Origin of the sequence: [Borrelia] turdi (assembly GCF_030439285.2) — a bacterium.
In the GTDB taxonomy this organism is placed as follows: Bacteria; Spirochaetota; Spirochaetia; order Borreliales; family Borreliaceae; genus Borreliella; species Borreliella turdi.
This window is the reverse complement of sequence record NZ_CP124018.1, coordinates 156,972-170,579: the sequence shown is the minus strand read 5'-3', so window position 1 is coordinate 170,579 and position 13,608 is coordinate 156,972. Positions and strand designations below refer to the sequence as shown.

Sequence of the window (13,608 nt, the reverse complement as noted above, 5' to 3'; positions counted from 1 at the left end):
AGTTTTTTAAAAATGTAATTTATAGGGAGGTATCATGCAAAAAGCTAGTTCTGAGCATGAATTTATTGAAGAGATAAAGAAATTTCTTTCAGCAGAAAAAAGAGAGATATTAGATTCTATTAAGTCTGTAGAAAATAGCAAAAAGGAAATAATCAATAATGATATGTATCCAAAGGATGTTGTTGATATTGCTTTTGATAATATGGATGGAAATAATCTTGAAGCATTAGGCTTTATTGAAAAGAGAAAGTTGAATTTAATAAATCAAGCTCTTTATAGAATTTCTCAAAATTCTTATGGTAAGTGCTTGGCTTGTGAAAAAGAAATTGCTAGGGAGAGACTTTTGGCAATTCCTTATGCTTTTTTATGTATTAGTTGTCAGACAAAAAAAGAAAAAAAGAGCAGAAGATGAGGCATTTTAAGTTAGTTATTTAATATTGTAATTTCTACGCGTCTATTTTTAGCCTTTAATGGGGATGATTTAGGATATTTTGGTTTTTGAGATCCCCATCCTTTAAATAGTATTTGGTCTTTATTTTTTACCTTCATTTTTATTAAATAATTTCCAATTGCACGAGCTCTTTTTTCAGAGAGTTCGTGCATCTCTTCTTCCAATCCAAATTGCTCAGTATGTCCTTCTATTAGTATGTTATTTTTTTTAAATTTTTCAAGAAGTTTAGCTATAAGGTCAAGTTTTTTGTATTCTTTTTGTAGTATTTGGAATGAGTCAGGATAAAATTCAATATCTAAGCTTAAATTAATGCCTTTATTATTTTTTTCAACACTAATAGTTTTTATTTTTTTTTCTTGTATGTAATTTTCAACTTCAGTTTCAATGAAATTATCATCTGGAAGCTCAATTGAAACTACTCTGCCAAAAGAGTTTCCAATCATTTTAAAATGTTGGTTATTGTTTTGCTTTATTTCAAATGTATATTCATCATTGTATTTATACGTATTGCCAATTTCATTGTCAAAATAAATTTTTTGGGTTACTTTTTGATAAAAAGATATGTTTTTTATATTGTATTGTGATTCATAATCCGAAAGGATTATGTGGTAATTTTTTCCGTTTTGCTCTTCTTTGCCTTTATATTCATAGTTAACATTAAATTTTACAATAAAATCTTTTATACTTTTGTCTATTTTTGAAGCTTCTATGTATTCTTCTGCAGGATATGTCCATTTTTTATTTATTTTAATAGGTGTTTTTGGAAATCTTGGTATGCCTCTAACAGAGGGTCTTTTTTGATTTGCTCCTATTATATATTCTCCTTGCTTATTTATGCTGAAAATTTCTTCAAACTCTTCATTTAATAGGTAAGGATCATTAATATTTTCTCTTTTTAAGATTCTAAAGAAAGCTTTAATGTTTGCAAATTTTTCTTTTATGTTTGTTATTTCGCTTGAAATTTGAATATTGGTTGTATAATTTGAATTATAATGTCCATTTAAATATATTTTTTGATTATCTATACCTTCTAGTCTAAACTTTGCGCCTTTAATATATTTAAATTCAAAGATTTCAGAAGACAAAGCTATACTTTGAACTAAAAATAATAGCAACAATATCATGGTTGCTTTGGTATTCATTAATAAATTTTATCATAAAAGTATTTAATTTTTAAATTTGTCTTCAAATTACTATTTGATATTTTGTTATAATCTGATATTGATTATAATTTATAGCACAGTGGGTAATTTTTTAAATTATTAATTAATAGGGGTTTTGTATGAAATATAGAAAAACAAGATTTAATTTAAATTTAAAAAGAAAAAGTGGTGTTTTGCTTAACATAAGTTCTTTGCCATCTAAATATGGTATTGGAGATTTGGGTAAAGGTGCTTATAAATTTATAGATTTTTTGTTTGCATCTTCACAGAGTTATTGGCAAATGTTTTCTTATTCTCCTGTTGATTTTACAAGATCTCCTCCCTATCCAATTTTTTCGGCTTTTGCTGGCAATGTTTATTATATTGATTTAGAAGCTATTGGCAAATTTATAGATTCAGATTTGAATCTATTAAAGGAAAATGAAACCAGGTACTTTGATTTAAAAAAAATAAGTTTTAAAGATAAATTCCTTAAAGAAGCTGCTTTAAATTTTATTAATAGAGCTTCGGTTAATGAGGTTAAAAGCTTTGAAAAGTTTAAAAAAAAGTCTTCTTATTGGCTTTTGGATTTTGCAAGTTTTGTTGCATTTAAAGAATATTTTTTTAAAGAATCAAAGGATGCTTTTAACGTTCTTTTTGATAGAGGAATTCTTAAAAGAAATGAAAAAGATTTATTTAAATTAAGAAATATCCTCTCAAAAGAGATTAAAGTTCAAGAGGTATTGCAGTATTTCTTTTTTTCACAGTTTCAAGCTTTAAAGCGTTATGCAAATGACAAGGGAATTGAGTTAGTTATGAACGTGCCTCTTTTTATAGATTATGATTCTGCTGATGTTTGGGCACATCAAAAATATTTTAAGTTGAGATTTGATGCAAGCAAAGATAAGGTCGCAGGAATTTCTCCAGATTATTTTTTAGAACAAGAGCAAGCTTGGGATAGCCCAGCTTATAGCTGGAATGTTTTGAAAAAATTTAAGTATGAATGGTGGGCAAAAAGGATTGAGATTTTAAGAAAGTATGTAGATGTAATTAAAATTGATCATTTCAGAGGTTTTGTTTCTACTTGGGAAGTTAGTGTGGATGAGGCTTATGCTTTTAATGGGTTGTGGGTAAAGTCACCAGGACGAGATTTTTTTAATTTTATTTTAAATGAAATTAAAGATTTAAAAATTTGGGTTGAAGATTTTCAAAACGATCTTGAAGATGTTTCAAGGTTAAAAGATTTTTTTAATTTTCCAGGAATGAGAATAATGAATCTTGCTTTTGATTTTGATTCAGGTAATCAGAATCTTCCTCATAATCATATTAAAAATTGTATAGTTTACACAGGAGTTGGTGATAATGGTACAATACGAGAATTTATTAACTCTTTAGACAATTTACATAAAAAGTATATTTTTGATTATTTAAATACAAATGAAGATTTTGTTGTTTGGGATATGATAAGAAGTGCTATGAGCAGTGTTTCTGATAATGTAATAGTTCCAATGCAAGATTATATTAATTTAGAAGATGAATTTAGGGCAAGTATTCCAAAAAGTACTTTAGATAATTGGATTTTTAGATTATTAGAAAGTGATTTAGATGATACTTTGAGTAAAAATATAGGTTTTATTACAAGGCTTTATGGTAGGGCGTAAGATTTTTAAGAAGAAGAGGAAATTTGCTATAATGTTTTGATATTTTTGAATTTAATTGAGATTCAATGTGTCAAATAAAAATCATTGTTATTTAATATTTTTTGATTTGCAAGTATTATTTATTAATGTATATGAAGCTTTTTATCTATTGGGCATTTATTTTCTTCTTTTTTGTTTTTAAAGTTTTTAGTATATATTCATTAACTGATGAAGATTTTTTTAAAAAATATAATTTATTTTTTGTTCATAAAGGATTTTTGAGTAAAAGTGTTAATGGAAAAATAACCAAAGTTCAAGTTAGCGGGATAGATTCCAGGTGGATTTACCCTTTTGATAAGCTTGTTCCCAGTCGAATTACCTCTATTTATGAAGATGTTTATTCTTCAAGTTCATTTTTGACCACAAGTGATAATCTTTACGTTTCTTATGATTATTCAAAAAATTTTAGAAAATTAGTTGGAATTAATAAATTTAACAGTAGTGCGTATATTACATCAAGCGCCTTTTCTCAAGGAGAGTATAAGCGTATTGCTATTGGAACTGCGATTCACGGCATTTATCTGAGTGTTAATGGAGCTGTTAGTTTTAAAAATTTAAATCGTTTAATGCCACAGATTTATCTAGGTACTGGGTATTACGACATTATTAGTGCTATTGAATTTTCAAAAGAAGATATAAATAATTTATATTTTTCTTCTGGGGTTTATGGAGATATTTTTTTAATTAGTCAAGAGAGTGGATTTATTAAAAAAATTTCTTTTCCTTTTAAAAAGCAAATAATACGTATTTTAGATTTATCTAACAAGAATGTAGAAAAAATTTTAGTTAAAACATATGACAATCATTTTTATTCTTATATTAATGGGAAATGGGTATTTATTGGAAAATTATCTTTGCAAGATCAGGATTTTGTTGAAAAATCACAAAGGATGCAGCTTGCTAAAAATAAAGGGTCTATTTATTTAACAGCATATACATTGCGTAATAACAAGGCAGTTGATGAAAGATTTAAATTTATTAAAGATTTAGGCATGAATGCTGTTGTAATTGATTTTAAAGATGATAATGGCAATTTAACTTATTCTAGTAAGCTTTCTTTGCCCAATAAGTTGAGATCTATTAAAAACTTGATTGATGTTTCTTATATTCTTAAAAAAGCTAGAGAACTTGGAATTTATGTTATTGCTAGATGTGTTGTATTTAAAGATGCAAAATTGTATCATTATAATAATTTTAAACATGCTCTTTGGAACAAAAGGGTTAATAAGCCCTGGGCTCATTTTATTAAAAAAGTTGATTCTGGAGGTCTTGTTAAATATTCGCAAGTAGAGCATTGGGTAGATATTTTTTCTCCTGCTACTTGGGAGTATAATATTTCTATTGCAAAAGAAATACAATCTTTTGGAGTTGATGAGATACAGTTTGATTATATTAGATTCCCATCAGATGGCCCTGTATCTCTTGCAGGTTCAAGAATGAATAAGTATGAGATGAGGCCTGTTGATGCTCTTGAATCTTTTTTGATTATGGCAAGAGCGCAGCTTTATATTCCTATTTCTGTTGATATTTATGGATACAACGGCTGGTTTCCTACTAATAGTATTGGTCAAAATATTGCAATGTTATCAGATTATGTTGATGTTATATCTCCTATGTTTTATCCCTCACATTATACTGATGATTTTTTGTCAAGCAATTCTTATTATACAAAAAGAGCTTATAAGATTTATAAAGAGGGAAGCGATAGAGCATTTATGTTCTCTTTGGATAGGGTTGTCATTAGGCCTTATGTTCAAGCTTTTTTGTTAGGGAAAGAAAGGGTTGTGGATGACGAGATTTATTTAAAATATTTAAAGTTTCAGCTTAAAGGAGTCAAAGAGTCATTTGGTAGTGGTTTTAGCCTTTGGAATGCATCTAATGTGTATTATATGGTTAAAAGCAGCTTAAAAGAGTATTTAGATTCTTTTTAATTTTTATTTCTTACAAAGGAGATTTATTTGGAACATTTAATTCAATTTTTTTATGTAGGATTTGGTATTTTTTTATTATATCTTGGCGGTAATTTACTTTTAAAAAGTTCAGTTAGCATTGCTACTTATTTGAAAGTTCCAACACTTTTAATAGGAGTTACAATAGTATCTTTTTCAACAAGCGCCCCAGAGCTTTTTACAAGTCTATTGGCAGCTTTTAAGGGTAAAAATGAAATTGTTGTTTCTAATGTTATTGGTAGCAATATTATTAATATGTTGCTTGCGCTACCTTTAGCGGGATTCTTTTTAAGAATTAAGGCGGATTTTAAAAGACTTAAGCTTTCTTTTATGTTTCTGTTTTTATTAATGTTTCTTCTTTTACTGCTTTCATTTGATTTTAGATCTTACTCTTTTTTTACAGCACCTTATAATCGTTTTAGCTCATTGAGCATCTTAATTTTGTTTTTATCCTATCTGCTATTCTTTTACAAAGAAGAAAAAGCGCATTTTAGATTAGAAAATTCTTCTCAAGAAGGTGTAAGTAATTTAAATCAGAGTTTAAATTTCATATTTTTTAATGTGTTAAGCTTTTTTATTAGCATGTATTTTCTTTATTTGGGATCGAAATTATTGGTAGATGGGGCTCTTTATATTGCCAATAATGTTTTTAATGTTAGTGAAAAGTTGATTGGAATTATAGTTGTGGCTTTTGGGACAAGTGTTCCTGAGCTTGTTGTATCTCTTTTTGCAATAATCAGAAAAGAATCAGACATTGCATTTGGGAATATTATTGGTAGCAATATTTTTAATATTGGCTTTATTTTAGCTAGTAGTAGTTTTTTAAGACCCATTTTGTTGCAAGATATTTATATTTTAGATTTTAGTATAATGGTGTTTATAACCTTAGTTTTATTTTTAGTGGTTAAATTTAAAGGGGTTTTTAGCAGGGGCATCTCTTTAATTTTTTTGCTTTTATATATTTTGTATAATTTAATGTTATTTAACTTTTATTGATTATGTAATTTTAATTTTAGATTGTTAATATATTTTTAATGTAATATGTTTTATTATTTTAATGTAATATAAGGGACAATATGAAAAAATTACCAGAAATTTTTTATATGAGTAGCAAAGAAGTAGATATTTTGATTTCTCAGCTAGGAATATCTTCTGATGCCCAAAAATTAATTTTGAAAACCATTTTATCTTATAAAAAGGATGCTATAGATTATGCTTCTTTTATAGAAGAGCATTCTGTAAGAATACGGGGTTTAAAAGGGGAGCTTGATTTTTTATTTCGCAAACTTTATGAAGTTAAAAGAGGAATAGTCACTAATAAAATAGCAACGGATGGAGAATTTTTACCAGATAGCATAATTTTAACTGATGAGGCCAGTTATGATTTTTATTATTATTCTATTGACGATTTATTTTTAAAAACTTATATAGGAATAGATCTTTTTAGTTCTTTGCTTACTGTTAAAAATATAGAATCTAGCTTGTTGGTTTTTCAGAATGAATTTATAGCTATTACAGATTCAAATATTAACTACAAATTTTTTGAAACAAAATCACAACTCAAAGAAATATTGGTTTGGAAATCATTGATAATTCCATCGAGCAGGGCTTTATACTTTATTGAGTTTGTTAAAAAAATATTTTTTAATATTGCTTCTAATAATATTGTAAAAGATGTTTTCGTTAGAGTAAAAGGATTAAAGCTTGGTGATTATGAGAGAGCCTTAGAAGAGGGTAAGAATATGATTGGAACTGTTTTCAAGATTCTCTCCGGCATCCTTGAAATTAAGGATGAAGTTTTTGGCAAGAAAGGAATCACTTTTTCAAAAAATTATTTTGTTTTTTTAGATTTCCTTAATCTTTTTATTAAAAATGAAAAAGATTTAGAAGAGCTTAAGGCTATAGAAGCTATTAAAATTGATGAATCTTTAAAAGCAATTGAAAAAACTTTGGAGTTTAAAAAAGGTGCAATTGATACAGAAGAGTTTTCTAGTATTCTAAAAGTTTATTCAGAGGGTCTAAACGATCCTGAAAATTTTTTATTAGTTGCTAATATGTACTTTTTTGAATCTAAAATTCAGGATATTTTGCCAAAAATATTTCAAGTAAAAGAAAATTTTTATTTGTACAAACCTTTTGCATATGAGCTTTTTTTAGAAGAATACGAAAAGGTTTTGCAATTTCTCAATAGTGAGTTGAGGACTAGTATATTTAAAATTCTTAGTTTTGGGGATGATCCTTCTTCTATTTTTACAGAAGAAGGTTTAGAAGAAGTTATCAATAGATTGGTGTCCTCTAGGTATATTATGAATGAGTATTGTTTAAAAAATAAAGTTAAATTTCTTGACCTTATTGTTTCTCATTATAGAAGAATTTATAAAACACAAAGTGTTCAAGTTCATCTTAAAGATTTGATTAAAGTTGAAGCGGCAAAATATTTTAAGAATAGTAATGAACTATTGCCTTTATATAAAATATATAAACTTGATTTGTATTCGCTTTTGAATGCTGCTTATAAAGATTTAAGCTTGTTTAAAAGAATTCTTTTATTTTTGACAGGCAAGCATCAAAGCTATAAAGAGGCTTTGTCTAGATTGGATTTTAGAGCTGGCTTGAATAAAAGTGGGGGCGGTCTTTTTGATTCAAACGAAAGAGTTAAAAGACAATTGGAAAAAATTAGAAAACAAAGAGAGGAAATAAAAGCCCAAGTTAGAAAATCTTTTCCTAAAAAGGGGACAACATCTAAGCAATCGGTAAATAAGAACTACACAAAACAAGAGCAAGATGAAGCATGGGTCAAATTTAGTGATAGGATACAAAAAAAATAGCATTATAAGTGAGTGGATTTATTTGTTAAAATAAATCCCTCGGCTTTCTTGCTGTATTTTTTGAAGTTTGACATTCTGCATAATGCCTTATTTTTCCATTTTCAAATTTTGATTTCATTACAATTTTTCCTCCCCAGCGGCTTATTAGTTCTTTTGAACCTACTCTTTGAGCGTTTTTAGAAATTTTTGCCATTTTAGCTCCTTTTGACAGATTTATTGTATAATAAAATCTATCAAAATAAGGTTGATTTATCAAGGAATTTATTCATGCTATTTATAATATTTTTTATGAGCGCTTCTCTTTTTTCAAAAGAAGTTTACTATAGGTTTGCAGATTATTCTGTTAATTACAACATAGTAGGTAAATATGAGATTACAAAAGAAGAGTCTGAGGAAGAGTATGGATATAAATTTACTTATGATCGCAATAATAATCTTATTTTGGTTGATTATATTGGTAAGCTTAGTATTTTAATACCTTCTTTTTTTAGTGCAAGTCAAATTAAAATAGAAAGAACCAAGCATAGTGAAAGGCGCATATTTCTAAATAGGGGACTTGCATTTAAAAATAATAATGGCGTTTACATTGAATATATAGAGTATATGAATGATGGTAGGATTAAAAATATTTTTAATTACAATAGATCTAATGAAATGGTTAGAGATAAATATAATGTTTCTTATTATCATTTTTTATACGATAATGAGAGAGATTTTAGTGTTTACAGATTTAATGAATCAGGGATTCAAATTAAAGATGTAAATAATGTATATTTTACAAAGATTAGCTATGATCATTCTAAATTTGTTAAAACGGTTTTGTATTACGATGAGAATGGTTATATTGTAAGATCAAAAAATGGTACTTGTGGATTTAGATTAACCTATGATGCTAATAATAATCTTATTAAAGAGGAATATCTTGATAAATCAGCTCATATTGTTTCAAATCCATTTTCTGTAGCTACTAAAATATATCATTATGATGTTGATGGAAAAGTTATTGAGATTTTAAATTATGATATTAATAATAATTTGACTCCTGATGAAAATAATGTAGCAATTTATCGTTATGAATATTATTTTAAAGAGAAAGATTGTCATTACAAAGAATATAGCTATGACAATAATAATAATTTAACAATCGGTCAAAATGGTTATGCTATGAAAAAGACCATTTTTTATATTCAAAATAATGAAAAAAGAATAATAAACTATAGTAATAAAATCAATAAAAACTATAATAGAGATATTCCGACTGTTTATGAGGAAAAGTATGAAATAGTGGATGATTTTAAAGGGATTGCTATTTATAGTTATAAATATGATGACAAGTTTTATTTAATAGAAAATATTTTTTTTGATAAAAATTTTAATTTGATAGCTGATGCTAAAGGTGTGATGATTTACAGATATTCTTACGACAAAGAGGGATTTTTAATTGCTCAAGAACATTTTGGTGGAGATTTTGTTAATCCAATAGACGATTTTGAAGGAGTTTCAAAGTATAAATTTAGTTATGATTCTAATGGCAATATGATTTCAAAGAAAAATTATTCCAAGGATGGAGTTTTGGTTGCTGATTGTAATTTTGTTTTTGAATATTTATATGAATATGATAAACAAAATAGGCTTATTTCTCAAAAAAATTTTGGCAGCTTAGGACAATTGCAGGACGATATTCATGGAGTTAGTGTTTATAAATATGAATACAATAAATTTGGGAAAATATCAAAACAGTCCAATCATGGTCCAGATTTAAGATTAAGAGATGATGTTGGAGGATTTTCAATTTATAAGTGGATTTACGATGCTAGAGGTAATTTAATAGATTTTCAAAAATTTGATTCTTTGGGTAATTTAATCTAAGTATTTTCTCTTTTCATATTTTCCTATATTACATAGTAATTCATAATGACTTCTTTTAGAAAATTCACTCATTTTATCTATACTTAATTTTTCTGATACAATTTCTACTTTTGAACCCGTTTTAATCTTTAAGTCTTTAGGAATTTCTATTATTGTTATATTCATACAAACCCTTCCCCTTATTTTACATTTTTTATTTTTTATTAAAAAATAAAAATTGTTATTTATATTTTGAGGTATTCCATCAAAATATCCAATTGGAATAATTCCTATTTTCATATCTTCTTTGGCTTGAAATGTGCCTGAATATGAAATTTTTTCACCCTTTTTTACATTTTTGATAAATATTACTTTTGAGAATAAATTTAATACAGGTTTAAAATTTAGGGTAGTTTTTTTGTTTTTTAGGGGGGAATAGTAACCGTAAAGAATAAGGCCCGGTCTTACCATATTAAATTGTGGGCTTAGTTTGTAGTTCATAATGTGTCCCGAATTAGAAATATGGACAAATTTTGGATTTATATTTTTTTGTTTAAGTGTTTCTAAAAAAGATAAGAATTGTTCTATTTGTTTTTGTGTGGTTTTAAAGTTTTCTATTGTTGGAAGATGTGAGCAGACCCCTTCTAGTTCTAGAAATTTTGAACTTTGAATATATGTGGCTATTTCAAGGGCATTATCTATTTTTATTCCATATCTATTCATTCCAATATCAATTTTTAAGTGGACTTTTATTTTTTTTTTTTGTAATGCACATTCTTTTTCTATTAAAAATAGATATTCAAAATCAGCAACAAATGGTAATAAATCGAGTTTAATCAAATTTTTAATTTCTTTTTTATCTACTTTAATGTACATCAATATTTTTATATTTTTATCAATCTTTTTAAGTGTTTTAGCATCTTCAATATTAGAAAGTCCAAAGTAATTTATTTTTTTTGCTTTAAAAAATTTAAAAATATTTATAAGTCCGTGACCATATGCGTCGCCTTTTAAGGTGGCTACTATTTCTTTTTCACCAATTTTTTTTTTAATTAAATTTAAGTTATGCTCTAAATTATTTAAATTTATTATTATTGTTTTATTACTGCCCATTGTTTTATTATCATATATTTAGCTCTTTTAGAGAAGTAAGAATCTTTTTTTTATTAATTTGTGATTTATTCTATAATGGGTATTGGGAATTTTTTTAATTTGTTGCCTTTAAAATGTAATCTCAAATTTTTTTGGAAATCATTATATATTTTAGGGTTAATTCTAATTTCATATCTTTTAGTTTCTTTATTTATATTATTTTCTACTGTTATTGCTGCTAAAATATAATGCCATTTGTTATTCTTGTAATATTCCGCAATCGTTTTTGAAAGAGATTCGGTTTTTAATGTGCCAAATGAATAAGCGTCTTTTGAAAGCTCTTTTTTTGATTGCTGCTTTCCACTAGTGAGGCTGCTTAGATTATTAATAAAATTTCCTTTATCTGGACTTAAAAATTCTAATTTTGTGATTTTGTATTTCTCAGAAGCTTCGTTTGATAGGTCAAACGAAATAATAGCAGAAGATCCAATTTTTGAAAATACATTTATAAATGAATAGCTGATTTCAGCAAGTTCTTTTATTGGTTCTCCATGCAAATCTACTAATTTTATGTAAGGCTGGGTAACGGCAATATCAACAGATGCAAGTAAAAAGCTTTGCTTTAGTTTTTTAATTTTTGTTTTTATATTTTCTTTTACAATATAATTGTTATCTTCGAAGATATTAATTTCGTTTTTAGAGAAAATATTTTCAGCTAAAGAAAGAATTATTACAGTTAAAATAAATTTTTTAAGGCTCATAAAATATTTCCTTTTATTTATATTTATTATAAATCTTCAAATAGATCTCCGTTTTTGTCTTTTAAAATAGAATTTTCTTTTAGTATTTCTTTTAAAAATTCAATAACTAATTTTGAATTAAGAGAAATTTTATAAATTTTAGATTCTTGAGCAAGTTTGTTTTTGACGGTTAAATTTGCAAGCATATAATTCCAATGACCATTTTGATATGTTGTCTTAAAAGCATCTTTAAGTTCCTTACTCATTAATATTCCAAATGGGTATGCAGTAATATATCCTTTTTCTTGTGAATTTTCAACAACTAAAAAAGGATTTTTAAGCTTTAAGTTAGAACCAGCTGTTATAAATTTAATATCTTCAATTTCATATTCTTTATCTCCATTGTTAGTTGTTTCAAAAAGTATCAATAGGGATGCTAGGCTACTATATTTATCGTCTATTTTTATAGGGGATAGTATATAAGAGTACCCAAATTTGTTTTTAAATTCTGGTATTGCTTTTCCATATTCATCTAGGATTGCCATTGTTTTTGTTTTTATCCAATTTACGTTGTGATTGCTATTTATGATTGGCAATTTTTTATTCAAAATTTTTCCTGATATTAAATGTAATTTTCCATCGTTTAAAGGCAAATTTTCGTCGTCTATTTCTTCGGTATTGCTGTCTTGTTGTGCAGATTGTGCTTTTTTTAAAAAAGGTAAATTTTCATCGCTTATTGGTTTTCCAATATCTCCGTCTTGTTGTACAGATTGCGGTTTTGTAAAAAAAGCGCAAGCTAACATTAACATAGGTATCGTCATTAATTTTAAATGTTTAAATGCTCTAAACATTATATCTTCTTCCTTTGTACCATTTATGGTTTTTATTGAGTGGTAATTAAAATCATGCAACGCTAAACCCTAATAGTATAGAATACTTATGTCAAAGTCAAGTTATGTTTTAGCAGTTTTATTTTTAATTCTTACAATAAAGGTATTTCTGCTGCTAAGAAATGAATTATTCCTATAATGATTGATATAATTCCAATTAACTGCTGATTATTCTCAAGTATTGATTGGAATTTTCCATATTTGTTATTATTTTGAATCTCTGTAGGTAGCTTTTGTTTTAAAAACAAGATAAATCCAATTAAAAACAAACTTATAGCTGGAATCAAATTTCCAATTATTGGTAATTTGTAAGGCTTAATTATTTCAAAAGCACTAGTTATTAAAAATAATAATCCAAAAATGCTTTTTACCTTTTTGTTATCGTTTATTAAATTTACAAAATCTTCAAAAATTTTAAAAAATTTTATTTTTTCTATTAACATTGGGAATGCAAGTATGATTCCCCCTAAGATGTTAAACAAAACAGACATAAAGTATATTTGCATCATATTTTATCCTCTAGGTTTTATTCTTTTGTTATAAAAAATATTATTATTATCACTGCTCTTTAGTATTATACTTAATAAGCTTTCATTTTGATAGATTATATTGGCATATGATGTAAAGTTTTTGCTGCTTATATAAAGCAGATTACTTTCTATCAATCTATTATCCAGATAAATATCTAGCTTAGCTTTTCCTAGGTTAGAGATTTTTTTTGTTTTTATGTTTATTTTTAGCAATAATTTGTTTTTTTCTTGTTTATAGCTTATTATCATTTTGATATTGTTTTTATTGTTTTTGTGATTTTGAATCTTTGGAATTAGTAAAATTTTAAAAAATAAAAGAATTATAACAAAGATTGTTCCAATAATGATATGTTTTTTCAATTTTTTTTGGTATTCAATTTCTAGTTGTTGATTGTAGTTAATCTTTTTCATTATTTTTACAAATTTAACCTTTTTATA

Annotated in this window: 13 protein-coding genes; 6 read left to right on the top strand and 7 right to left on the bottom strand. The window is 26.1% G+C overall.

What is annotated here, in order from left to right:
- Positions 1-34: 34 nt before the first annotated feature.
- Positions 35-412 carry a TraR/DksA family transcriptional regulator gene (locus QIA31_RS01340; protein WP_301393925.1) on the top strand — a complete coding sequence of 126 codons (378 nt, stop codon included), beginning with the start codon at positions 35-37 and terminating at the stop codon, positions 410-412.
- 11 nt (positions 413-423) lie between these two features.
- Here QIA31_RS01340 and QIA31_RS01335 read toward each other — a convergent pair whose 3' ends face one another.
- Positions 424-1,593 carry an OmpA family protein gene (locus tag QIA31_RS01335; protein ID WP_301393923.1) on the bottom strand — a complete coding sequence of 390 codons (1,170 nt, stop codon included), beginning with the start codon at positions 1,591-1,593 and terminating at the stop codon, positions 424-426.
- Between the two features lie 140 nt (positions 1,594-1,733).
- Between QIA31_RS01335 and malQ the strand changes: the two genes are divergently transcribed.
- From malQ to QIA31_RS01315, 4 genes are all read left to right on the top strand, one after another.
- Positions 1,734-3,254, top strand: coding sequence for a 4-alpha-glucanotransferase (malQ, locus tag QIA31_RS01330; protein WP_301393921.1), 1,521 nt, complete (start codon positions 1,734-1,736; stop codon positions 3,252-3,254).
- Positions 3,255-3,379: 125 nt separating this feature from the next.
- On the top strand, positions 3,380-5,224 hold the full coding sequence (locus tag QIA31_RS01325; protein ID WP_301393919.1) for a putative glycoside hydrolase: 1,845 nt from the start codon (positions 3,380-3,382) through the stop codon (positions 5,222-5,224).
- Between the two features lie 27 nt (positions 5,225-5,251).
- Positions 5,252-6,238: a calcium/sodium antiporter gene (locus QIA31_RS01320; RefSeq protein WP_301385470.1), complete on the top strand. Its 987-nt coding sequence runs from the start codon at positions 5,252-5,254 to the stop codon at positions 6,236-6,238.
- Positions 6,239-6,318: 80 nt separating this feature from the next.
- Positions 6,319-8,070, top strand: a complete 1,752-nt coding sequence (locus QIA31_RS01315) for a hypothetical protein (protein WP_301393915.1) — start codon at positions 6,319-6,321, stop codon at positions 8,068-8,070.
- 25 nt (positions 8,071-8,095) lie between these two features.
- On the opposite strand, the gene QIA31_RS01310 is transcribed toward QIA31_RS01315, so the two are convergent.
- Positions 8,096-8,263: a hypothetical protein gene (locus QIA31_RS01310; RefSeq protein WP_004791995.1), complete on the bottom strand. Its 168-nt coding sequence runs from the start codon at positions 8,261-8,263 to the stop codon at positions 8,096-8,098.
- 74 nt (positions 8,264-8,337) lie between these two features.
- On the opposite strand from QIA31_RS01310, the gene QIA31_RS01305 reads away from it, so the two are divergent.
- Positions 8,338-9,939: a hypothetical protein gene (locus QIA31_RS01305; protein ID WP_301385467.1), complete on the top strand. Its 1,602-nt coding sequence runs from the start codon at positions 8,338-8,340 to the stop codon at positions 9,937-9,939.
- Here the strand turns inward: QIA31_RS01305 and alr are convergent.
- The 5 genes from alr to QIA31_RS01280 all read right to left on the bottom strand — a co-directional run bounded on the left by alr (position 9,931) and on the right by QIA31_RS01280 (position 13,581).
- Complete coding sequence (alr, locus tag QIA31_RS01300) at positions 9,931-11,049, bottom strand: alanine racemase (RefSeq protein ID WP_301394455.1); 1,119 nt, start codon at positions 11,047-11,049, stop codon at positions 9,931-9,933. The genes QIA31_RS01305 and alr overlap by 9 nt on opposite strands.
- A 47-nt stretch (positions 11,050-11,096) precedes the next feature.
- Positions 11,097-11,771, bottom strand: a complete 675-nt coding sequence (locus QIA31_RS01295; RefSeq protein ID WP_301393911.1) for a BB0158 famile outer surface lipoprotein — start codon at positions 11,769-11,771, stop codon at positions 11,097-11,099.
- A 26-nt stretch (positions 11,772-11,797) separates the two neighbouring features.
- A complete protein-coding gene (locus tag QIA31_RS01290) occupies positions 11,798-12,604 on the bottom strand; it encodes a S2/P23 family protein (RefSeq protein WP_301394454.1) in 807 nt (268 codons plus the stop codon).
- Positions 12,605-12,732: 128 nt separating this feature from the next.
- Entirely contained in the window at positions 12,733-13,149 is a 417-nt protein-coding gene (locus QIA31_RS01285; RefSeq protein ID WP_172964708.1) for a hypothetical protein, read from the bottom strand.
- A gap of 3 nt (positions 13,150-13,152) precedes the next feature.
- Positions 13,153-13,581, bottom strand: a complete 429-nt coding sequence (locus tag QIA31_RS01280; protein WP_301385465.1) for a hypothetical protein — start codon at positions 13,579-13,581, stop codon at positions 13,153-13,155.
- Positions 13,582-13,608: the final 27 nt, after the last annotated feature.

Bases quoted from the DNA above. Each gene is read 5' to 3' on its own strand.
- QIA31_RS01340 (WP_301393925.1), top strand. From the start codon at position 35: ATGCAAAAAGCTAGTTCTGAGCATGAATTTATTGAAGAGATAAAGAAA.
- QIA31_RS01335 (WP_301393923.1), bottom strand. From the start codon at position 1,593: ATGAATACCAAAGCAACCATGATATTGTTGCTATTATTTTTAGTTCAA.
- malQ (WP_301393921.1), top strand. From the start codon at position 1,734: ATGAAATATAGAAAAACAAGATTTAATTTAAATTTAAAAAGAAAAAGT.
- QIA31_RS01325 (WP_301393919.1), top strand. From the start codon at position 3,380: ATGTATATGAAGCTTTTTATCTATTGGGCATTTATTTTCTTCTTTTTT.
- QIA31_RS01315 (WP_301393915.1), top strand. From the start codon at position 6,319: ATGAAAAAATTACCAGAAATTTTTTATATGAGTAGCAAAGAAGTAGAT.
- QIA31_RS01310 (WP_004791995.1), bottom strand. From the start codon at position 8,263: ATGGCAAAAATTTCTAAAAACGCTCAAAGAGTAGGTTCAAAAGAACTA.
- QIA31_RS01305 (WP_301385467.1), top strand. From the start codon at position 8,338: ATGCTATTTATAATATTTTTTATGAGCGCTTCTCTTTTTTCAAAAGAA.
- QIA31_RS01295 (WP_301393911.1), bottom strand. From the start codon at position 11,771: ATGAGCCTTAAAAAATTTATTTTAACTGTAATAATTCTTTCTTTAGCT.
- QIA31_RS01285 (WP_172964708.1), bottom strand. From the start codon at position 13,149: ATGATGCAAATATACTTTATGTCTGTTTTGTTTAACATCTTAGGGGGA.
- QIA31_RS01280 (WP_301385465.1), bottom strand. From the start codon at position 13,581: ATGAAAAAGATTAACTACAATCAACAACTAGAAATTGAATACCAAAAA.